Origin of the sequence: Candidatus Brevundimonas phytovorans (assembly GCA_029203145.1) — a bacterium.
In the GTDB taxonomy this organism is placed as follows: Bacteria; Pseudomonadota; Alphaproteobacteria; order Caulobacterales; family Caulobacteraceae; genus Brevundimonas; species Brevundimonas phytovorans.
This window is the reverse complement of sequence record CP119309.1, coordinates 1999465-2019929: the sequence shown is the minus strand read 5'-3', so window position 1 is coordinate 2019929 and position 20465 is coordinate 1999465. Positions and strand designations below refer to the sequence as shown.

At 68.2% G+C, this 20465-nt stretch carries 15 protein-coding genes; 8 read left to right on the top strand and 7 right to left on the bottom strand.

All coding sequences use genetic code 11. The annotated features are described in order from the left end of the window. Window positions 1-9 precede the first annotated feature (9 nt). Entirely contained in the window at window positions 10-2547 is a 2538-nt protein-coding gene (locus tag P0Y52_09945) for a TonB-dependent receptor (protein ID WEK56869.1), read from the bottom strand. 200 nt (window positions 2548-2747) lie between these two features. Continuing rightward, window positions 2748-4811, bottom strand: coding sequence for a TonB-dependent receptor (locus tag P0Y52_09940; GenBank protein ID WEK56868.1), 2064 nt, complete (start codon window positions 4809-4811; stop codon window positions 2748-2750). Window positions 4812-4951: 140 nt separating this feature from the next. Between P0Y52_09940 and P0Y52_09935 the strand changes: the two genes are divergently transcribed. Genes P0Y52_09935 through tdh form a run of 3 tightly spaced genes read left to right on the top strand, consistent with a single transcriptional unit; the run spans window position 4952 to window position 8103 of the window. Next, on the top strand, window positions 4952-5809 hold the full coding sequence (locus P0Y52_09935; protein WEK56867.1) for a DUF4232 domain-containing protein: 858 nt from the start codon (window positions 4952-4954) through the stop codon (window positions 5807-5809). A 45-nt stretch (window positions 5810-5854) separates the two neighbouring features. Next, on the top strand, window positions 5855-7057 hold the full coding sequence (locus P0Y52_09930) for a glycine C-acetyltransferase (protein ID WEK56866.1): 1203 nt from the start codon (window positions 5855-5857) through the stop codon (window positions 7055-7057). Continuing rightward, on the top strand, window positions 7057-8103 hold the full coding sequence (tdh, locus tag P0Y52_09925) for an L-threonine 3-dehydrogenase (GenBank protein WEK56865.1): 1047 nt from the start codon (window positions 7057-7059) through the stop codon (window positions 8101-8103). The genes P0Y52_09930 and tdh overlap by 1 nt, the downstream gene beginning before the upstream one ends. Before the next feature lie 62 nt (window positions 8104-8165). Here the strand turns inward: tdh and P0Y52_09920 are convergent, their stop codons facing one another. The 3 genes from P0Y52_09920 to P0Y52_09910 all read right to left on the bottom strand — a co-directional run bounded on the left by P0Y52_09920 (window position 8166) and on the right by P0Y52_09910 (window position 12232). Then, a complete protein-coding gene (locus tag P0Y52_09920) occupies window positions 8166-10544 on the bottom strand; it encodes a TonB-dependent receptor (GenBank protein WEK56864.1) in 2379 nt (792 codons plus the stop codon). 172 nt (window positions 10545-10716) lie between these two features. Beyond that, window positions 10717-11130: a hypothetical protein gene (locus tag P0Y52_09915; GenBank protein ID WEK56863.1), complete on the bottom strand. Its 414-nt coding sequence runs from the start codon at window positions 11128-11130 to the stop codon at window positions 10717-10719. A gap of 76 nt (window positions 11131-11206) precedes the next feature. Continuing rightward, on the bottom strand, window positions 11207-12232 hold the full coding sequence (locus tag P0Y52_09910; GenBank protein ID WEK56862.1) for a DNA topoisomerase IB: 1026 nt from the start codon (window positions 12230-12232) through the stop codon (window positions 11207-11209). 90 nt (window positions 12233-12322) lie between these two features. Here P0Y52_09910 and rlmJ point away from each other — a divergent pair, with 90 nt between their 5' ends. The 3 genes from rlmJ to P0Y52_09895 all read left to right on the top strand — a co-directional run bounded on the left by rlmJ (window position 12323) and on the right by P0Y52_09895 (window position 16890). Next, a complete protein-coding gene (gene rlmJ / locus P0Y52_09905; protein WEK56861.1) occupies window positions 12323-13156 on the top strand; it encodes a 23S rRNA (adenine(2030)-N(6))-methyltransferase RlmJ in 834 nt (277 codons plus the stop codon). Window positions 13157-13548: 392 nt separating this feature from the next. Beyond that, a complete protein-coding gene (locus P0Y52_09900) occupies window positions 13549-14280 on the top strand; it encodes a type 1 glutamine amidotransferase (GenBank protein WEK56860.1) in 732 nt (243 codons plus the stop codon). A 72-nt stretch (window positions 14281-14352) separates the two neighbouring features. Continuing rightward, window positions 14353-16890: an ATP-binding protein gene (locus tag P0Y52_09895; GenBank protein WEK56859.1), complete on the top strand. Its 2538-nt coding sequence runs from the start codon at window positions 14353-14355 to the stop codon at window positions 16888-16890. Window position 16891: 1 nt separating this feature from the next. Here the strand turns inward: P0Y52_09895 and hemF are convergent, their stop codons facing one another. Next, a complete protein-coding gene (gene hemF, locus P0Y52_09890) occupies window positions 16892-17746 on the bottom strand; it encodes an oxygen-dependent coproporphyrinogen oxidase (GenBank protein WEK59474.1) in 855 nt (284 codons plus the stop codon). A gap of 177 nt (window positions 17747-17923) precedes the next feature. Between hemF and P0Y52_09885 the strand changes: the two genes are divergently transcribed. Then, on the top strand, window positions 17924-19201 hold the full coding sequence (locus P0Y52_09885; protein ID WEK56858.1) for a dipeptidase: 1278 nt from the start codon (window positions 17924-17926) through the stop codon (window positions 19199-19201). A 43-nt stretch (window positions 19202-19244) separates the two neighbouring features. Here the strand turns inward: P0Y52_09885 and P0Y52_09880 are convergent, their stop codons facing one another. After that, window positions 19245-19700, bottom strand: coding sequence for a tRNA (cytidine(34)-2'-O)-methyltransferase (locus P0Y52_09880; GenBank protein ID WEK56857.1), 456 nt, complete (start codon window positions 19698-19700; stop codon window positions 19245-19247). A gap of 194 nt (window positions 19701-19894) precedes the next feature. On the opposite strand from P0Y52_09880, the gene petA reads away from it, so the two are divergent. Beyond that, window positions 19895-20455 (top strand): ubiquinol-cytochrome c reductase iron-sulfur subunit, encoded by a 561-nt coding sequence (gene petA, locus P0Y52_09875; GenBank protein WEK56856.1) that lies wholly within the window; start codon window positions 19895-19897, stop codon window positions 20453-20455. The last annotated feature ends 10 nt before the right edge of the window (window positions 20456-20465 follow it).

Below are 20465 nucleotides of genomic sequence, written 5' to 3'. Positions count from 1 at the left end.
CAGGGAGGATCAGAACAGGATCTTGCGCAGGCTGATGCGGAAGGTCCGGCCCAGCGGGTCCAGATAGTCCGGCTGATAGGCGTTGGGCGTCTCGCCCAGGCCGTTGCGCACATCGAGTCGCTGGTCGAACAGGTTGTCGACGCCGATGCTGACCCGCGCGCCCTTCAGCCACGGATACTTGGCCACCCAGGCCTGACGCGACGACAGGTCGGCGAACAGGTTCAGGTTGACCGTGGTCAGGTCGGAGAAGGTCAGGTCGTCGCTGGCGTTCGCGCCGCCGCTGACCCGCGTGGATTCCTTCCAGTTGGCGTTCAGGAAGCCGCCCATGCCGCTCTTGAACAGGCCCATCTGGAACTGGACCTCGTTGCGCGACTGACCTCCTCGCGAGCCGGTCGCGGCGCCGTCGAGCAGGTCCAGAACCGGCAGACCGTCGCGGATCGTGATCTCATCCTGAAGGCGATAGGTGTGATAGAGCGAGACGTTGAAGCGGCCCTGGCCGGGCTGCATCGCCGCGCCGCGATTGCCGCCGCGTCCCCCGCCGCCGCCCATTCGCATTCCGCCGCCGGGAGGGGGACCGCCCGCGCCTGCGCCGCCGCCGGGAGGCGGGCCGCCGCCTTCGCCGCGCATGCCGCCGCCGCCCGGACCGCGTTGGCCCATGCGGGCGGCCGCCGCCGGATCAGGCTTGCCGAAGGGCGTCGAGAAGTTGAGGCCCCAGCGGATTTCCTGCTGCTCGGCCTTCTGGAAATTCAGCGGCCGGGCGTCGATGGACACCAGATTGCCGTCCAGATCGCGCGTGAACCGTTCGGGCAGGGCCGCTTCCAGGTCCGGCGTGATGGTGGGGAAGGCGGCGATGGAGCCTTCGATTTCGGTGCGGGTGTAGTTGGCCGTCAGCCGCAGGTCCTTGTCCTTCAGCGGCGTCAGGTTGAAGCCCAGCTTCAGCACCCGCTTGGTCTCTTCGGACAGGCCGGAATTGCCGCCCTCGATACGGGTGATGTTGACCGACTGGCCGGTGGCGAAGTCATAGACCGGCACGTTTGGCGTCGAGATGGTCGGGTCGTTCAGTTGCGACATCGACGGGGCGTTCTGCTCGTCCGACCAACTGACGTTGAAGTTGACCGGGCTCCACGGCGACCAGTTCAGCCCCAGGGTGTAGGCGCTCAACCCGCCGAAGTCGGACAGGTCCTGATAGGCCAGGTTCAGGTTGGCCGACAGGTCGCCCAGCACGCCCAGAACCTCACGGTCGCGGCTGGCGATCGGCAGGTTGAAATTGCCCGAAGCGCTGGTCCGGTCGCGCGACAGGGAGCGTTCGGAGAAGACGCTGTCCTGATCAGCCAGCGAATAGCGCAGGCTTTCGGAATCCAGCGACTGGGTGTCGAAGCCGACCTTGAAGGTCGAGGACAGGGCGCCCGCCGGGCCTTCCCAGGCGTTGCCGTTGATGATGGCCTCGACATTGGCGCTGCTCGACACCGAGCGAGCGGTGTCGAAGGGGAGCAGCGGCAGCAGGCTCGCGTCCCCGAACGGATCAATCACGCCCGCCGTCACTCCGGCTTGCAGGGCGTCGTCGTCGAGGCCGCGCCCGGTGCGCGTCTTGGTCTCGGTGCGGTTGTAGCCGCCCGTCAGGGTCCAGCGCCAGTCGCCCAGATAGCCGTCCAACAGGGCCCCGACCTTGCCCGAGAGGGTGTCGGTGGTGCGCGACAGGGCGCCCGGCGCATCCAGATAGAGGCCTTCCGGAACTGTGGAGGGGGGCAGGATCAGATCGACGCCGGGCAGGCCGAAATAGCTGAGGCTTGAGGTGTCATCCAGGCTGGCGCTCAGGGTCAGGGCGGTGGTGTCGTTCAGATCGCGCACCAGGGACCCGGCGACCGAGCCCTGATCGCTCTTGGGCAGGATGGTGCGGTAGGCGGTGGGGGCGCCGTCATCACGCACGATGTCGCGTTCGGTTTCGAACAGGGGGCTGTCGTTCTCGTATTCAAGGTCCAGAGTCGCGCGCTGCTTGCCGGCGATGCGCAGGATGTTGCTTTCCAGGTCGCTGACCGTGCGACCGCCCTGATCCGGGCGACGGACGCTGGCCTGCATCGTCACCGAGCGGAAGTCGGCCTTGAGGACGAAGTTCACCACCCGCTGATCGGCGCTGTAGCCATAGGAGAGGGCGGTTTCCTCGGGCAGAATCTCGGTGCGTTCGATGGCCTCGGGCGGGATGCCGCGGATTTCCTGGAAGCCCGAAATGCGCCGTCCGTTGACGAGGAAGACCGGCGAGCCGCCGCGCGAACTGCGCGTCACCGGCTCCAGCAGGGTCATCAGCTCCTGGATGCTGCTGGCGCCATAGGCCTTCAGCTGCTCCTCATCCAGCACCAGTTCGGGTTCGTAGTCGCCCAGGGCTGCGCCGCGTCGCCGGGTGGAGACGGCCTGGATCTCGCCCAGGTCATAGGCTTCCTGCTCGTTGATGGCGGGGGTGGCGGGCGTCTGGGTCTGCGGCGCGACCGCGGGCGTCGTCTCCGCATTGGGATCGAGCGAGGCGAGAGCGAGAAGCAGAACGACGGGCGACATGAAGAGTCCTGGCTAGACCGAAAGCGTGAGCGTCGACCTGCTTGAAGACCGATGTGCGCCGAATAATGGCGACACGGGCTCTGTCAGATTAACAGCCTGTAATGACGCGGAAATGTCACGGCAGGCCCGACAGCAGTCTAACGCACGAAGGGGCGGCGTCCGTCGCACGCCGCCCCTTCTTTTTTCTAGCTCTGATGAAGTCAGAAGCGGGCGCGGACGCCCACCACCAGGTTGCGGCCCCGCTGCGGCGCGGTCTCGGCCAGGAAGGAGGCGTGGTTCAGCGCCAGCTCGTCCAGCAGGTTGGTCCCGCGCAGGAAGACCTGCGACTTCATGCCCGCAAAATCGACATCATAGGCCACGGTGGCGTTGACCATGTTGTAGCCGGGCGTCTCGCGCTCGAAGGCGGCGATGTCGTTCTGCTTGAAGGTGCGGCTGTATTCGACATCGCCCGACCACGGACCCGAGAAGGCCTCGGCGCGGACGCCGAGGCGAGCGGCCGGGATGCGGGGCAGGTTTCCGCCGTCACCCTTCAGTTCACCGCGCACATAGTCGCCGAAGACCGTGGCCGACAGCCAAGGCGTCAGCTGCTGGCGCACCTCGCCCTCCAGGCCGGTGAAGGTGGCGTCGGCCTGACTGTAGCGGATCAGGCGGAAGTCCTCGAACTGGTCCAGGGTCCGGGCGAAGATGTAGTCGTCATAGACGTAGTGATAGGCGCTGACCGAGGCCGTGGTGGCCCCTGCCGTCTTGCGCAGGGTCAGTTCCAGCGCATTGGCCGTTTCGACATCGAGGCGGCTGTCGCCCATCTCATAGGTGTTGGTCGCCAGGTGGACGCCGTCGGCATAGAGCTCCTGGGCCGACGGGGCGCGCTGCGAGCGCGACAGCGACATCGCGCCCGACCAGCCGGGCATGAAGTGCCAGACCGCCGAACCCGAGATCGAGAAGGGCTTGTGCTCGGTGTCGGCCAGACCCAGAGCCGAGGCCTCCTGCCACTCCTGGCGCAGGGCGCCTTCCAGGTGCCAGTCGCCCAGCTCATACTCCTCCATCACGAACAGGCCGGTGTTCCTGGTCGTGCTGGGGGCCAGGAAGCTTTCCTCGCCCACAGCGGCGAAGTCGCTCTTGCTCAGTTGCAGGCCGACCACGCCCTTGAAGCCCGCGATCTCGCGGTGCTGGGCCTCGATACGGCCGTCGTAACCCTCGTTGGTGAAGGTGGTCGAGACGACGCCTTCCTCCAGTTCCTGATGCTGATAGTCGGTGTAGCCGGCGCGCAGGCGCAGGTTCTCGATACCGGGCAGGGGATCGCGCAGTTCGCCGCGCACATCGAAGCGGCGGCTCTTCAGCCGGACCTCGGGCACGCCATGGTCTTCGTCGCCGTGGTCGTGATCGTGACCGTCGTCGCCACCGTCATGGTCGCCGCAATGCAGGGTGTCGCCGTGCGGGTGGCAACCCTCGAATTCGTGCTCGTGGCCCGCCAGTCCATAGCGGCTGGTCTGTTCGGTGTAGGCCGCGCCCAGATAGCCGCGCGACCCGATGTAGGAGGCGCCGAGCGTCGCGGTCGAGGTCTTGTTGTAGGAGCCGTCCAAGCGAGGTTCGTCCCAGTCGGGAACCTTGTAGTCGTCCGCCTTGCGGGCGGCGGCCTCGACCCGGACGGCGAAGTTCCCGGCGCCGACCGTCATGCCGACCACGCCGGCCTCTTCGTTGTCGACCGCGCCGCGACGATATTCGACCACGCCCTCGCCAACGTTCGCGGGGATGCGGGTGGGAATCTTCTTGTCCAGCAGGTTGACCGCCCCGCCGATGGCGCCGCCCCCATAGAGAAGCGCCGAGGGGCCGCGCAGGATCTCGATGCCTTCCAGCAGCAGGGGCTCGCCGGAAATCGCGTGGTCGGGTGAAACCTCCGACGCGTCCATCAGGCCTGCGCCTTCGCTCAGCACCTTGACGCGGGGGGCGGACTGACCGCGGACCACCGGGCGGCTGGCCCCGCCGCCGAAGGTGTCGGAGTTGACGCCGGGAATGCCGCCCAGGGTGTCGCCCAGGGTCGACTGGCGGCGGTGGACCAGGTCGTCGCCGCTCAGCAGGGCGACGTGCGAGCCTACGTCGTCGCCAGCCCGGCCCAGGGGCAGGGCGCGGACCACCACATCGGCGATCTCGGTCGGCTCGTCCTGATGCGCGGTCTGGATGACGTCATCGGCCGCGACGGCGGATGTGGAGAGGGCGGCGGCCCCGGCGGCGGTCAGCAGGAAGGTTTGAAGTCGCAAGGCACGCATCCCCGTTACAAAGTCACGGACTTGATATGTTATAGTGTATCACTACGCAACCGTCGCGCTGGATTTCCTCGCAAGCGGAGCCTTTGGCCGGGCGCGGCGTTGGGACGGAACCCCTGTTCCGCGACGCCCAAGAGAGGCCCATGACCCGTTCCGCCGTTGTGCTGCTGTCCTGTCTCGGCCTGACCGCCGCCGCCTGTTCGCAGGAGCCGCCGCCCTCGCCGAGCGCCCCGATCGAGGCGCCGACCACGCCGCCCGCCGCCGCCGTCGGCTATGCCTGCGAAAGCGGCAAGACCATCGCCGTCACCTATCCCGACACGGAGACGGCGCGGGTGTCCTACGACGGGCGCGACTACGTCCTGACCAGCGCGGTCTCGGCCAGCGGCGCCCGCTACGCCGGGCAGGGGCTGGAGTGGTGGACCGCCAGCCGCAATGGCCAGGAGAGCGCGACCCTCAGCCGAATGGCGCCGAACGAGACGACGGGCGGGACGATCATCGAGCGGTGCAGCCGGCCGGTCCCGGTTCTGGCGCCCGCGCCGGTCGGTCCTTGTGTCGGGGCGGACCTGAAGCTGTCGGTCGAGGGCGGCGATGCGGGCATGGGCAACCGCGTCACCACCCTGGCCTTGCAGAACGTCGGGGCTCAGACATGCAGCCTGACCGGCTATCCGACTGTGACGCTCGCTGATGCCAACGGGCGCGCCCTGACGACGGTGAAGGGGGTGCAGGAACCGGGCAACTATTTCGCGAAAGGCACGCCGCCGACGGCGGTCCCGTTGAAGCCCCAGGCCAAGGCCTATTTCGATCTGGCCTGGAATGTCGTGCCGCACGAGGCGGAGGGCGAAAAGACCTGTCCCGAGGCCAAGACCCTGCGCCTGACCGCCCCCGGCGACGCGGCTCAGATCAGCCTGCCGCTGGCCCTGACGCCGTGCGGGAAGCAAATTCGTGTCGGTCCGTTTCGTCCGGTGATCGACGCCTCGGCTGGTTCTGCCCCTGCGCCCTGAAATCGGGGGTTCAAACCTGCCTGAATTCAGCGTAGCGGAGAAATCATGACCCAGAGCACCAATACGGTCTTCTACGACCGCATCTCCGCCGAACTGGCCGACATCGATGCGCAGGGGCTGACCAAGCCCGAGCGCGTCATCGCCTCGCGTCAGGGGCCGGTGATCTCGGTGAACGGCCGCGAGGTTCTGAACTTCTGCGCCAACAACTACCTTGGTCTGGCCGGCGACGAGCGCGTCACCCAGGCGGGCGTCAAGGCGATGGAAAAGTGGGGCGCGGGCACGGCCTCGGTCCGCTTCATCTGCGGCACGCTGGAAATCCACAAGGAACTGGAACGCGCCATCGCCGACTACCTCGGCTTTGAGGATACGATCCTGTTCGCCGCCGCCTTCGACGCCAACGGCGGCATCTTCGAGCCCCTGTTCACCGAGGCCGACGCCATCGTCTCGGACAGCCTGAACCATGCCTCGATCATCGACGGCGTGCGCCTGTGCAAGGCCAAGCGCTATCGCTTCGCCACCTCGGACATGGCCGACCTCGAGACCCAGCTGAAGCAGGCACGGGCCGACGGCGCGCGCGAGATCATCATCGCCACCGACGGCGCCTTCTCGATGGACGGCTATATCGCCAGGCTGAAGGACATCCGCGCCCTGGCTGACCAGTACGGCGCCCTGATCATGGTCGACGACTGCCACGCCACCGGCTTCATGGGCGACAAGGGGCGCGGCTCCTATGCCTGGAACGGCGTCGAGGTGGACTTCGTCACCGGCACCTTCGGCAAGGCCCTGGGCGGCGCCATGGGCGGCTTCATCTGCGCCAAGGCCAATGTCGTGGCCCTGCTGAAGCAGCGCGCGCGGCCCTACCTCTTCTCCAACGCCCTGGCGCCCGCCGTCTGCGGTTCGTCGCTGGAGGCCATCCGCATCGCGGCCGGCGAAGAGGGCGACGCCCTGCGCGCCCAGCTGTTCGCCAACGCCGCGCGCTTCCGCTCGGCCATGACGGCGGCGGGCTTCACCCTGCAGCCGGGCGAGCACCCCATCATCCCGGTCATGCTGGGCGACGCCAAGCTGGCGCAGGACATGGCGGCGCGGATGCTGGAACTGGGCGTCTATGTGATCGGCTTCAGCTTCCCGGTGGTGCCGCGCGGTCAGGCCCGCATCCGCACCCAGATGTCGGCGGCGCATACCTTTGAACAGATCGACGCCGCCGTGGCGGCGTTCACGACGGCTGGTAAAGAACTGGGAGTGATTTGATGGCGGACATGATGAAGGCCCTGGCCAAGACCAAGCCGGGCGTCGGCCTCGAGATGATCGACGCCCCGATCCCGGTGGCGGGCGACGAGGACGTGCTGATCCGCGTCCACCGCACGGCTGTCTGCGGCACCGACATCCACATCTGGAACTGGGACGAGTGGTCCCAGAAGAACGTGCCGGTGCCCATGATCACCGGCCACGAGTTCGCCGGCGAGATCGTCGCCATCGGCAAGGACGTGGATCGCCGCCTCAAGGTCGGTCAGCGCGTCTCGGCCGAGGGTCACGTCATCGACCTGAACTCCGAGGCGGCCCGCGCCGGTCACTTCCACCTGGACCCCGACACCCGAGGCATCGGCGTGAACCGTCAGGGCGCCTTCGCCGAGTTCGTGGTGGCCCCGGCCTTCAACGTCATCGAGCTGCCCGACGACGTCCCCTATGAGATCGGCTCGATCCTGGACCCCTTCGGCAACGCCGTGCACACGGCGCAGCAGTTCGACCTGCTGGGCGAGGACGTGCTGGTCACCGGCGCTGGTCCCATCGGCATGATGGCCGCCGCCGTGGCGCGTCACGCGGGCGCTCGCACCGTGGTTCTGACGGATATCAACGACTTCCGCCTGGAACTTGCACAAAAGGTTGCGCCGGGCGTGCGCACGGTCAACACCACCAAGGAAGACCTGCGCGACGTCATGCACGAGCTGGGCCTGAAGGTCGGCTTTGACGTGGCGCTGGAGATGTCGGGCTCGCCCATCGCGTTCAAGCAGTGCGTCGACACCCTGATCATGGGCGGCGGCATGGCCATGCTGGGCATTCCGTCCAAGCCGATGGAGACGGACTGGGGCGCGATCATCCTGAAGGCCCTGACCATCAAGGGCGTCTATGGCCGTGAGATGTTCACCACCTGGCGCAAGATGCTGGGCCTGCTGAAGGCCGGTCTGGACCTGACGCCGCTGATCACCCACCAGATGCCCTATCAGGACTTCGAGGCGGGCTTCGAGGCCATGCGCTCGGGCCAGTCGGGCAAGGTCGTGCTCAACTGGGCCGACTGAGGCGTCTGACGCCTCCATGAAATCAGGCCCCTCGCCCTGTCGGCGAGGGGCCTTTTTCGTGCCTAGTAGCGCGCCCGCAGCGTCAGCCCCACGGTGCGCGGGTCGCCGGGATTGCCGATGACCAGGCCCGAGTTGCCGGACTGGATGCTGACGAACTGCAGATAGTCCTCATCCAGCGCGTTCTTGACCCAGACGAAGGCCTCCCAGCCGTTGGCGGCGCGGAAACCGGCCCTGAGGTTCAGGATCGAATAGCCCTCGATCTCGGTGTAGCGCGAGACCGAGGCGTCGGAGTTGTAGGTCGAGCGATAGCTGGCGTCCGCCCCCGCGAAGACCTCGCCCGACAGGCCGAGGAAGCCGCCCTCGCCGTGAACCTCGCCGCCGATCGACGCGGCCCAGGGCGAAACGCCGGGCAGTTTCTCACCCGACAGGTCGCAGGCCACGGTCGCGGCCCCGATCCGTTCCAGCGGGCAGGGGCCGTTGGCGAAGGAGTCGTACTGGGCGTCCGTCCAGGCGACATTGACGTAGAGGTCCAGATTGCGGTTCGGGCGGGCGAAGGCGTCCAGTTCGACGCCCTGGATCACCACCTTCTCGGCATTGGCCAGATAGCCGCGCAGGGCGCCGGGGCCGCTGTCGACGACATTGGCCTGATAGTCCTCCACATCGGTGCGATAGGCGGCGAGGTTGGCGGTCAGGCGGCGGTCAAAGGCTTGCGTCTTCAGGCCCAGCTCCCAGGTGGTCACCACCTCGGGCTTGACCACGGCGTTGGTCAGGGAGGGCTGGCCATTGGGCAGGTTGGGGATGCCGGCCATGTTGATGCCGCCTGACTTGTAGCCTCGCGCCACGCTGCCGTAGGCAAGGACGTCGGGCGTCGCATTCCACGCCAGCGACACCTGACCCGACAGGTCGTCGTCCGCCAGATCGGCGGCATAGGCTTGCGGCCGGGCGATGCCGAGGCGGCGTGAGATCAGCGTGGCGTCAGTCGTCGCCAGCCCGCCCGTCGTGGTGGCGGCATAGGCGCCCGACTTCTCTTCATTGGTGTAGCGGAGGCCCGGCGTCAGGTGCAGGCGATCGGTGATGTTCCAGGTGAACTGGCCGAAGACGGCGTAGGAATCCGTCTCGATCCGGCTGTCGTTGAAGACCTTGTAGCCGTCCAGCAGGGCGTCGGGCAGGGTCGGGCTGAGCAGCCAGTAGGTCGCGTCGGCGCCATATTCGGTGACGCCGTGCGTCTCGACCGCCTGATGAAAGGCATAGAGGCCGACGGTCCAGTCGATGCGGTTCGATCCGGTCGAGGACAGGCGCAGTTCCTGGCTCCACTGGTCCTGCCACGACGGGTTGGCCGACTGACGGGTGATGTCCAGCGCTGTGTAGTCGCGGTCATTCTTTGGTCCCCAGTCCCAGGCGCGCCAGGCCGTGACCGAGGTCAGGACGCCCCAGCCCAGATCATAGTCGATGACCGCCGAGGCGCCCCGGTGGATCTGGTCGGCCTGGATGGCGCTGTCGACGTCGGCGAGGCGGTCGTAGGGGTTGGTGCTCGGCGGAGCGTAGCCGCGACCCGCGGCCAGGGCCGCGAACTGCTGGGCGAGGGGCTTCTGCGTCTGGCCCGCCGTCACATAGACCTGGGTGCAGCAGTCGGGCGTCAGGTCGGCGTAGTCGGCGAACAGCCGCACGCTCAGCCGGTCATTGGGCTGGAACAGCAACTGTCCGCGCAGGCTGATCGCGTCCTGCGAGTTCTGCTTCTCGCCGGTGGTGACATTGTCCAGCAGGCCGTCGCGGCGGGTGGAGACGACCGAGAAGCGGCCCGCCAGTTTCTCCTCGATGAGGGGGCCGGAGAAGGTCGCCTTGGCCTGCAGGAAGCCGTAGTCGCCGACGCTCAGCTCGGCCTGACCTTCGGGCGTGAACGACGGCGCGCGGGTGGTGATGTTCAGGGCCCCCGCCGTGGTGTTCTTGCCGAACAGGGTGCCCTGCGGCCCGCGCAGGATCTCGATCCGCTCCAGATCGACGAAGTCCAGCGTCGCCGTGGCCGGGCGGCCGTAATAGACCTGATCGACATAGATGCCGACGCCCTGCTCCAGCCCGTCGTTGGCCAGGCCGTAGCTGGCGCCCAGGCCCCGGATGGTGATGGCGGTGTTGCGCGGGTTCGAGGTCAGCAACTGGACGCTGGGCGCCAGCTGGGTGATCTGGCCGACGTTATAGGCGCCGGTGCGGTCCAGCAGTTCCTCGTTCACCACCGTCAGGGCGATGGGCACGTCCTGGGCCCGCTCGTCGCGGCGACGGGCGGTGACGACAATGTCGCCGACGCTGGCGACGCCGGGCGTGGGCCGGGCCTGTTCGTCCGCCTCGGCCCAGCCGAGCGTCGGCGCGCCCAGGCAGGCCGCCGCGCAGGCGGCGGGCGCCGTGGCGACCAGAAGGCGGCGGGCAAGCGGGTGGATGGCTGCTGACATGATCCCCTCGGAGCAGATGCTGTGAGGGGAGATGTGCTGGGTTCGGCCTCAAGTCGGCAAACGATGATCGTTCACTTGAGCGGGTAGAATTTCTAATACCTGTCGGGTGCTCATCCCCTCTTTTCGCCAATGTATAGGGTTAGATCCTTGACGTGGAAAAGAAAATCTATCGTCACTGAGGGTGGGGATCGACCGCGCGGGGGCCCGTGGCGCGGAAGACGATGCCCACGAAAAGGACCATCGACAGCAGGGTCAGGCTGGGGCCGACGACCAGGCCTGTGTTGGCGAAGGCCTGGAGATCAGGGCCGCTCAGCAGCTTGGCCGCCAGGGCCGGCATGAAGATCAGCAGGCCGACCACCGCCACCCAGAAATGGAGGGCGGGCAGCCAGCCCTGCGCGGCGCCCGGCTGGACCCGGTAGAAGAGGCCGTAGAGGGCCATCGACACCCAGCCCAGCAGGTTGATGTGGGCGTGCACCGGGGCGGCGGCGAACTGCTCGGTCGCTCCCATCCAGTAGCCCAGGCCCATGCCGATCAGGGCGAACAGGACCGCCAGTCGGAGGAAGCGGTTGGAAAGGCGGTGGTCCATCGACGTGTCCTCTGCTGTCCGAGCCGAGTGCAGTAGTCAGGCGAACAATGATCGCTCAAATGAAACAACCGTCATTTCATCGTGGCGGGGCCAGCAGCCGCATCAGGGCGGGCTCGAAACCCTGGGCGTCGGGGCCGGGCAGGGCGTCGGACAGGGCGGCGGTCTGGAAGAGCTCCAGCACGCGCGGGTGGACGTAGGCGGCGCGGCAGACCGTCGGGGTGTTGCCGAGCAGGCCGGACACCGCCTTGACGCAGACGGTGATCTTGCGCCGGGCGTCTGTGGGCGAGGTCGGCGGTTCCATGACCCGCAGGGCGCGCGCGGCGGCTGCCGTGCCGGCCCAGGTGCGGAAATCCTTGGCCGAGAACTGCTCGCCCATGGCGTCGCGGATATAGGCGTTGACGTCGTCCGAGGCGACGGGATGCAGGACGCCCTCGCCGTCGCGGTATTTGAACAGTTGCTGGCCGGGCAGGCCCTCGAGCGTGCGCATGGCGCGGGCCAGGCGCGGGTCGCGGACGCTGACGCGGTGGTCCTTGCCGCTCTTGCCGCGAAACTCGAAGGTCAGGGCGGCGCCGTCGACCTCCAGATGCCGCTTGTGCAGGGTGGTCAGGCCGAAGCTGCGGTTCTGGCGGGCGTACTCGGCGTTGCCGACGCGGATCAGGGTGATCTCCAGCAGGCGCACGGCGGTGGCCAGCACCTTGTTCCGACAGGGGCCGCGCCGCGACAGGTCCTGGTCCACGCGGGCGCGCAGTTTCGGCAGCTTGCGGGCGAAGGCGGTCAGGCGGTCGAACTTGTCGGTGGCGGCGTGGCGGGTCCAGTCGGGGTGGTAGCGATACTGCTTTCGCCCCCGCGCGTCGCGCCCCGTCGCCTGGATGTGGCCGTTGGCGTGGGGGCAGATCCAGACCTCGGTCCAGGCCGGGGGAATGGCCAGGGCGCGGATGCGCGCCAGGGTCCGGGCGTCGCGGATCGGCTGTCCGTCGCGCCCGCGATACGAGAAACCCTTGCCCGCCCGGCGGCGGCTGAGGCCGGGGCGGTCGTCACGACACCAACTGAGGCCCTCGGGGATGTCGGGGGCGGAGGGGAGGCGGGCGGGGCCGTCGGGCATGGCGTGTGATCCTGAGACGTGGGACGCCAACGGACTGCGGCCCGCGCCGGTTCCTCTTGACCGGAGAGGCCGGGCGAGGGACGGAACGGCATGAACTATCGTCACAGCTTTCACGCCGGAAATTTCGCGGACCTGGTCAAGCACGCCCTGGTGCTGTGGCTGCTGAAGGAGCGGCAGGCCCGGACCGGGGCCCTGGGCCCGGTCACGGTCATCGACACCCATGCGGGCGCGGGCCTCTATGACCTGTCGGGCGACGGTGCGCGCTCGCGTGAGGCCGAGGCGGGCGTGGCGCGGCTGATGACCGCCGAGGACCGTCCGCCGCTGATCGAGGCTTTGGCCGCCGAGGTCGCGGCCCTGAACCCCGACGGCGGCGTCCGCTTCTATCCCGGCTCGCCGTTGCTGATCGCGCGGGCGCTGCGGGACGGCGAGCGCTATGTCGGGTTCGAATTCCATCCGCCGGTGCAGGACATGCTGGCCGAGGCCCTGGCCGACTGGCCGACCGCCGAGGGCCATCAGGGCGACGGCTATGTCGAGGCGCTGAAGGCGGCCAAGGCGACCAAGGGGCCTCTGGTCCTGATCGACCCGCCGTTCGAGCGGCCCGACGACTATGTGCGTTCCGCCGAGACCGCCGCCGCCATCCTGCGCCATGACCGCACGGCGACCGTGGCCATCTGGACCCCGCTGAAGGACATGGAGACCTTCGACGGCTTCATCCGGCGTCTGGAAGAAGCCAAGGTCGGGCGGGTGCTGGTGGCCGAGGCGCGCCTGCGCCCGCTGAACAATCCGATGAAGATGAACGGCTGCACCATGACGGTGGTCAATCCGCCCTCGGGCGCAGAGGCGGCCGCCGCCGAGATCTGCGGCTGGGTCGCCGCGACCCTGGGCGAGGCGGGAGCGCGGGCCGAGGTCTGGCGCGCCGGCTGAGGCCTGGATTGCACTGCGATCAGAAAAAAACAGTGCAATGGGTGCAATAGGCGGCGGGCGTGAGCGGGCCTCTGCGTCCCTCTATTCCGCCGTCATCCTCGGGCTTGCCGCGAGGCTTGAAGCTGGCCGGAACCTGGGGCGGCGGCGGCGCGGGTGGTGATGTCAAAGAACGCAGGCATGATAGCGCGGTCTGGGGCGGGGCAATGGGTTTGGCGGCGGTCGGTTGAAACAGGCTGATAAATCAAGGCTCCGGCCAGCGTCATTGTGATGGCTGGGCGCGAATGGCGCCCCTCCAGGCGTCAGGGCCTGTGGCGGAGCGACGCCACGGCTCCGTTTGCGTTTGCGGAACTTCTCCCGCATCTGTTGGGGCCGCCTCCCCGACGGACACCCCCATGACGCGCATCGCCATCCTGGAAACCGGCCACCCGCCCGAGCATCTGCGGGACGCCTTTGACGACTATCCCGCGCGGTTCCGCGCCCTGCTGGGCGAGAACGTGCCGACGGTGCGGTTCGACGTGCAGTCGGGGCATTTGCCGGAAGACCCGTCGATCTACACCGGGGCCATCGTCACCGGCTCGGCGGCGGGAGTCTATGACGACCTGCCGTGGATTTCGCCTCTGGTGGACTGGCTGAAGGCGGCGCGGGGGCGGACGCGGCTGCTGGGCATCTGCTTCGGGCATCAGGTTCTGGCCCACGCCTTCGGCGGCAAGGTCGAGAAGTCGCACAAGGGCTGGGGCGTCGGCCTGCATCGCTATGACGTGGTGGGCCACGAGCCGTGGATGCACCCGCGCGCGCCCTCCATCGCCATCCCGGTGTCGCATCAGGATCAGGTGGTCGCCGTCGCGCCCGACGCGCGGGTCATCGCCTCCAGCCCCTTCACCCCCTACGCCGGTCTGGCCTGGGGCGAGGACGCCATCAGCTTCCAGTGCCACCCGGAGTTCCAGCCCGCCTATGCCGCCGCCCTGATCGAGGGGCGACGCGGCGACCGCATCCCGCATGATCTGGCGGACGAGGCCTTGCTGAGCCTGGAGGGCGCCAACGACCGTGCGGTGCTGACGGCGTGGATAAGGGCGTATCTGCTGCTGACCCCGCCGCCGATCGAGGCGGACGGCAGCGGCATCTGACAGGGACGCCGGGCGCGTTCGCTGAACGCTAACTTCTGCCGTGCCAGTCTGAGGCTTCAGTCTGGAAGTCTCATGTCGCCCATCAACGCCACGGTCCTCGCGATCGCCATTCTGCTGTCGCCGGGCCTGGTTCAGGCCCAGGGGCAGACGCACGCGCAAGCCGAGGCCCCGACCGAGACACAGCCGCAAGGCCAGGGCCCGTCGGCTGATCTGCTGCGGGCCGTGGAGCAGCGCGCCTCTCGGACCAGCTTCGCTCAGCTTGAAGCCTTCGGCGAGGCGGCCTACCGGCGGCGGGACCGCGAGGGACTGAACCGCATCTATCATGTCGTCTGGATCGTCCAGAACCAGGGCGAGTTCGAGCGCGCCGCCTTCTGGAACCGCCGGCTGGAGGAGAAGGCGCGAGCCCAGCGCGACCAGCGTTTCATCCAGGTGGCCCATCTGAACGACCTGAGCGCCCGCTATGACCAGGGCGACCTGAACGTCGACAAGGAAATGAACCGGATGGCCGTCAACGGCGTCGACTGGTTCGTTCGCGCCCATGCCGCGCGCCTGACCGCCTTGACCCTGATGGATCAGGATCGGGTCGGGGAGGGGCTGAAGCTGCTCAATCAGGCCGAGACCGACATCCCCGACGAAGACGCCTTCGCCAACACGGCCCATTCCGGTCTGTGGGAAATGACCGGCATGGGGCTGATGAAGCTGAACGACGTGGTGGGGGCGACCATCGCCTTTCGCCGGTTCGAAATCGACTACGCCAACCCCGCCTATCCGCGCCCGGATTTCGACAGCCTCTACAACCTGACCAAGATGGCGGTTCAGGTCGGCGATCTGAGGCGGGCGCAGGAATACTACGCCGCCCACCGCCGGTTGAGCCTGAGAACCGGGCTGGAAAACCTGATGGTCTATGACTCGGCGCTGTGCGCCCAGGTGGCGGACGCTCGCGATGAGGCGCTGGAGGTTCTGGGCTGCCTCGCCCCCTATGGCGAAGACCTGGGGGTGGCGGCCTTCCTCAGGCTGGAGATTCTGCCGCTGCGCGCCGTGGCGCGGGCGCGGACGGGCGATCTGGACGGGGCGCGCCGCGACCTGGAGCAGTTGCGTCGTTTCGACGGCCACGGCGGGGTGGATTCCCATGTGGCCCTGGTCGAGGCTGAGCTGCTGTTCGCCCAGGGGCGCTCGACCGAGGCCTTCCAGGTGCTGCGCACCTATCAGCGCGACCGCGACGTTCAGACCTCGCAGCGGTTCAGCGCCGGAATCCGTCAGGTCACGGGCGACATTCAGGAACAGCTGGATCGCCGGCGCCAGCAGTTGGACACCGCGCGGGCCAATACCGAACTGCAGCGCACGGTCATCCGCTGGCAGAACTGGATCGTCGGCATCGGCGTGGTCTTCATGCTGTCGGCCCTGCTGACCCTGATCTGGCAGTGGCGGCAGGGGGCGGAACTGCGCAAGGCCCGCCGTCGCGCCGAGGACGCCAATCGATCCAAGAGCGAATTCCTGGCCAATATGAGCCACGAGATCCGCACGCCCCTGAACGGGGTGGTGGCCATGGCCGACGCCCTGGGGCAGCGCGACCTCAACCCCGACGAGCACGACATGGTCGAGGTCATCCGCTCATCCGGGGCCACGCTGGAACGCCTGCTGTCCGACATTCTGGACAGCGCGCGGATCGAGTCCGGCCAGGTCACGATCGAGCCGGCGCCCTTCCATCTGGGGCGGGCGGTGCATGACGTGGCGGCCCTGTGGCGCATTCCGGCCGAGGCCAAGGGGGTGGCGGTGGTCGCCCATGTCGATCCGGCCTTTGATCGCCTGGTCCAGGGCGACGCCGTGCGCGTGCGCCAGGTCCTGACCAATCTGGTCAGCAACGCCCTGAAGTTCACCGCCGAGGGGCAGGTGACGCTGACCGTCGAGCCGGGCGTGGAAGGCGACGTCCGCTTCGTCGTCACCGACACCGGCGTCGGCTTCGACGATGCGCAGAAGGCCCGCATCTTCGGCCGCTTCCAGCAGGCCGACGGCTCGATCACGCGGCGCTTCGGCGGGACGGGGCTGGGGCTGGCGATTTCGCGCGAACTGGTCGAGCTGATGGGCGGCTGGCTGGAGTGCGAAAGCACTCCGGGCGAGGGCTCGCGCTTCTGGTTCGAGATCCCCCTGCCGCCGGTCGAGGCCCCGGTCGAGGCCGTCGAGCCGGTTCAACTGGCGGGCGACGTGCGCGAACAGCCGCTGCGGGTGCTGCTGGCCGACGACCACCCGGCCAACCGCAAGGTCATCGAGATCATCCTGGGCGCGACCGCGATGGAGCTGGTTGCGGTCGAGGATGGGGCGCAGGCGCTGGAGACCTTCAAGCGCGAGGCTTTCGATCTGGTGCTGATGGACATGCAGATGCCGGTGATGGACGGCCTGACCGCCACGAGCGCCATCCGCGCCTTCGAGGCCCAGGCGGGCCGGGCGCGGACGCCGATCCTGATGCTGACCGCCAACGCCATGGCCGAGCACGTCGAGGCGGGTCGGGCGGCGGGGGCGGACGGCCATCTGACCAAGCCCCTGACCCTGGCCGCCCTGTTCGACGGGATCGCCCGCGTGATGGCGCTCAGCGAGCGGTCGAAGGTCGCCTAGATCAGGGCCACTTCACCACGGGCGGCATGGAGCTGAGGATCGACTCGACGTTGCCGCCGGTCTTCAGCCCGAACATGGTGCCGCGGTCGTAGAGCAGGTTGAACTCGACGTAGCGGCCGCGCCGGATCAGCTGTTCCTCGCGCTCCTCGGGCGTCCAGGCCTCGGTCATGCGGCCCGCGACGATCTTCGAATAGACCTCGAGGAAGGCCTTGCCGACGTCCTGGGTGAAGGCGAAGTCCTTCTCCCAGTCGCCGCTGTCGTGGTGGTCGTAGAAGATGCCGCCGGTGCCGCGCGGCTCGTTGCGGTGGGGCAGGAAGAAGTACTCGTCGCACCACTGCTTGTACTTGGCGTGCCAGGTCGGGTCATAGGCGTCGCACGAGGCCTTCATCGCCGCGTGGAAGGCCTCTGTGTCGGGGTGATCCTGGCGGCGATCCGCGTCCAGCACCGGCGTCAGGTCGCCGCCGCCGCCGAACCAGGTCCTGGTGGTCGAGATCAGGCGGGTGTTCATATGCACCGCCGGGACGCGCGGGCTGGCCGGGTGGCAGATCAGGCTGATGCCGGTGGCGAAGAAGCGCGGGTCTTCCTCGGCGCCCGGAACGTTCTTCGCGTAGTCGGCGGGGAAGGTCCCGTGGACGGTCGAGCAGTGGACGCCGACCTTTTCAAACAGGCGGCCGTGCATCATGCCCATGACGCCGCCGCCGCCTTCCTTGCGGTCCCAGGGCGTGCGCACGAAGCGGCCGGCCTCGCCGGGGAAGAGGTCGGCGGGGGCGGCGTCTTCCAGGGCCTCGAAACCGGCGTGAATCTGATCACGCAGGGTCTCGAACCAGACGCGGGCGCGCTCGCGGTGCTCGACCATCAGGGTAGGGGTGTCTTGGATCATCAGGGCTTCAACCATGACGGACGGCCTTTGTGAACAGTGTGCGGTGCGCGGTTCATGCGCGCGGGGAGAAAAGCCGGCCTTGATCCAGATCAGACCTGGTTCCCATGCCGCGCCGCCTGTGCCAGCGTGGCCGCATCAGTTTTGAGGACCGACATGATCCGCACCACCCTGCTTGCCGCCGTCTCGCTCGCCGTTCTGGCCGGACCCGCCATCGCTCAGTCGCCGATGCCCGACAACGCTGCGGGGCAGGCGCAGGTGCTGCAGATCCTGCGCCGCACCCCGCTGATCGACGGCCACAACGACCTGCCCTGGGCCCTGCGGCAGGGCTTTGGTAATGATCCCTACCGCGTTGATCTGGCGACCAATCTGGCGGCGACGACGCGGCTTCACACCGATATTCCTCGCCTGCGCGCGGGCGGCGTCGGCGCCCAGTTCTGGTCCGTCTATGTCCCGGCCAGCCTGGAGCCGGTCGAGGCGGCCAAGGCCACCTTCGAGCAGATCGACACGGTCAAGCGCATCGCCGCCGCCTATCCCTCGGTGTTCGAGATCGCCACGACCGCCGACGACATCGCCCGCATCCACAAGGCGGGCCGCATCGCCAGCCTGATCGGCATGGAGGGCGGCTATTCGATCGACGATTCCCTGGGTCTGCTGCGCGAGTTCTATGATTCCGGCGCCCGCTACATGACGCTGACCCACTCCAAGACCACGACCTGGGCCGACAGCGCCACGGACGCGCCCAAGTGGGGCGGCCTGTCGCCCTTCGGCGAGCAGGTGGTCAAGGAGATGAACCGCATCGGCATGATGGTGGACCTGAGCCACGTCTCCGAAGAGACGATGCTCGACGCCATCCGCGTCTCGACGGCGCCGGTGATCTTCTCGCACTCGTCGGCGCGGGCGGTGACGGCCCATCCGCGCAACGTGCCCGACGCCGTGCTGCGCCAGATGCCGGCCAACGGCGGCATCGTCATGGTGACCTTCGTGCCGGGCTTCATCAGCGAGGCCGTGCGCGCGTCCGGGGCGGCCCGCTCGGCCGAGGTCTCGCGCCTGACCGCCCTGAACCCCGGCGATCCCGACGCGGTCAAGGCGGGCGTCGCCGCCTGGGAGGCCGCCAACCCGGCGCCCCGAGCGACGCTGGACGACGTGGTGGCCCACATCCAGCACGTCCGCGACGTAGCGGGCATCGACCATGTGGGCCTGGGCGGCGACTTCGACGGCGTCGACAGCCTGCCGGAGGGCGTCGAGAGCGTGGAGGCCTATCCGCGCATTCTGGCCGAGCTGATGCGTCGCGGCTGGTCCGAGGCCGACATCCGCAAGATTTCCGGCGAGAACCTGCTGCGGACCATGCGCGCGGTGGAACGCGCCGCCACGGCCCAGCGCGGCGAGCGGCCGAACCTGGCGCAACTGCCGAACGACGGCGCGCCGGAGTAGGGGGACGTAGTTTCTCACTCCCCATGAAGGGGAGGGAGAAAGCTTAGCGCACCGGCAACTCACCCAACTGCCTCAGGCCTTCCCACAGGGCGATGCCGGCGCTGACCGACAGGTTCAGCGAGCGGGTGTCCGGGTGGATGGGAATGAAGACGCGGGCGTCGGCGGCGGCGTGGACGTAGTCGGGAGCGCCGGCGCTTTCCTTGCCGAACAGCAGGGTGTCGTCCGGCTGGAATTCGAAGTCGGTCAGGGGCGCGGCGCCCCTGGTCGTGAACAGGATCAGCCGTCCCGGCGGGCGGTCGCGCTGGAAGGCGTCCCAGTCGGCGTGGCGTGTCATGTGGCTGAGGGGACCATAATCGAGCGCCGCGCGCTTCATGGCGCGGTCGTCGAAACGGAAGCCGACAGGCTCGATGACGTGCAATTCGACGTCGAAACAGGCGCTCTGGCGGATGCAGGCGCCCACATTCTGCGGGATGTCAGGTTGAAAAAGGGCGAGACGCATTCTAAGGCCGTCATACGCGCGGGGCGGGGTCTTGTCGCGGTCTTTGTTGCGACCGTTTCGCAAGTTGCATCAGCAGCTTGCGATCGTGGCTGTAATCCAAGGGCCGCAGGCATCTTCTGCCGTTCCGCAGGGACGATCCATGCCGACGACCAACCCCTTTCGGGGCGGGCGATCGGGAGTGCAGAGGTGAGAGCGTGGCCGAATCGGTCGTGAATGCTGAAGGGCCTGATGGCCAACACGGGGGCGGCGACGCCACCCGCCGCGATTTCATCCACATCGCAGCCGGCGCCGCCGCAGTCGGTGCGGGCGTGATGGTGGCCTGGCCGCTGATCAACCAGATGAACCCCGCCGCCGACACCCTGGCCCTGGCGTCGATCGAATTCGATCTGACCAAGGTTCAGGAAGGCCAGCAGGTCGTCATCAAGTGGCAGGGCAAGCCCGTCTTCGTGCGCTACCGCACGCCGGCCGAGCTGAAGCGCGTCATCGCCGATGACCACGCCCCGGACCTGAAGGAGCCCCAGACGGACGCCGAGCGCACCAAGCCCGGCCACGAGAAGTATCTCGTCGTCATCGGGTCCTGCACCCACCTGGGCTGCGTTCCGACCTTTGGTTCGGGCGACTACGGCGGCTGGTTCTGCCCCTGCCACGGCTCGCACTACGACGCCTCGGGCCGTATCCGTAAGGGCCCGGCGCCGAAGAACCTGGTGGTGCCGACCTACGACTACGTGTCCGACACCCGCGTGAAAATCGGCTGAGGACGGACAG

Excerpts from the sequence above, each read along its gene's own strand:
- P0Y52_09915 (WEK56863.1), bottom strand. The coding sequence starts at position 11,130 with ATGGACCACCGCCTTTCCAACCGCTTCCTCCGACTGGCGGTCCTGTTC.
- P0Y52_09940 (WEK56868.1), bottom strand. The coding sequence starts at position 4,811 with ATGCGTGCCTTGCGACTTCAAACCTTCCTGCTGACCGCCGCCGGGGCC.
- hemF (WEK59474.1), bottom strand. The coding sequence starts at position 17,746 with ATGGTCGAGCACCGCGAGCGCGCCCGCGTCTGGTTCGAGACCCTGCGT.
- P0Y52_09900 (WEK56860.1), top strand. The coding sequence starts at position 13,549 with ATGACGCGCATCGCCATCCTGGAAACCGGCCACCCGCCCGAGCATCTG.
- P0Y52_09945 (WEK56869.1), bottom strand. The coding sequence starts at position 2,547 with ATGTCGCCCGTCGTTCTGCTTCTCGCTCTCGCCTCGCTCGATCCCAAT.
- rlmJ (WEK56861.1), top strand. The coding sequence starts at position 12,323 with ATGAACTATCGTCACAGCTTTCACGCCGGAAATTTCGCGGACCTGGTC.
- P0Y52_09920 (WEK56864.1), bottom strand. The coding sequence starts at position 10,544 with ATGTCAGCAGCCATCCACCCGCTTGCCCGCCGCCTTCTGGTCGCCACG.
- P0Y52_09930 (WEK56866.1), top strand. The coding sequence starts at position 5,855 with ATGACCCAGAGCACCAATACGGTCTTCTACGACCGCATCTCCGCCGAA.
- P0Y52_09895 (WEK56859.1), top strand. The coding sequence starts at position 14,353 with ATGTCGCCCATCAACGCCACGGTCCTCGCGATCGCCATTCTGCTGTCG.
- tdh (WEK56865.1), top strand. The coding sequence starts at position 7,057 with ATGGCGGACATGATGAAGGCCCTGGCCAAGACCAAGCCGGGCGTCGGC.
- P0Y52_09935 (WEK56867.1), top strand. The coding sequence starts at position 4,952 with ATGACCCGTTCCGCCGTTGTGCTGCTGTCCTGTCTCGGCCTGACCGCC.
- P0Y52_09910 (WEK56862.1), bottom strand. The coding sequence starts at position 12,232 with ATGCCCGACGGCCCCGCCCGCCTCCCCTCCGCCCCCGACATCCCCGAG.
- P0Y52_09885 (WEK56858.1), top strand. The coding sequence starts at position 17,924 with ATGATCCGCACCACCCTGCTTGCCGCCGTCTCGCTCGCCGTTCTGGCC.
- P0Y52_09880 (WEK56857.1), bottom strand. The coding sequence starts at position 19,700 with ATGCGTCTCGCCCTTTTTCAACCTGACATCCCGCAGAATGTGGGCGCC.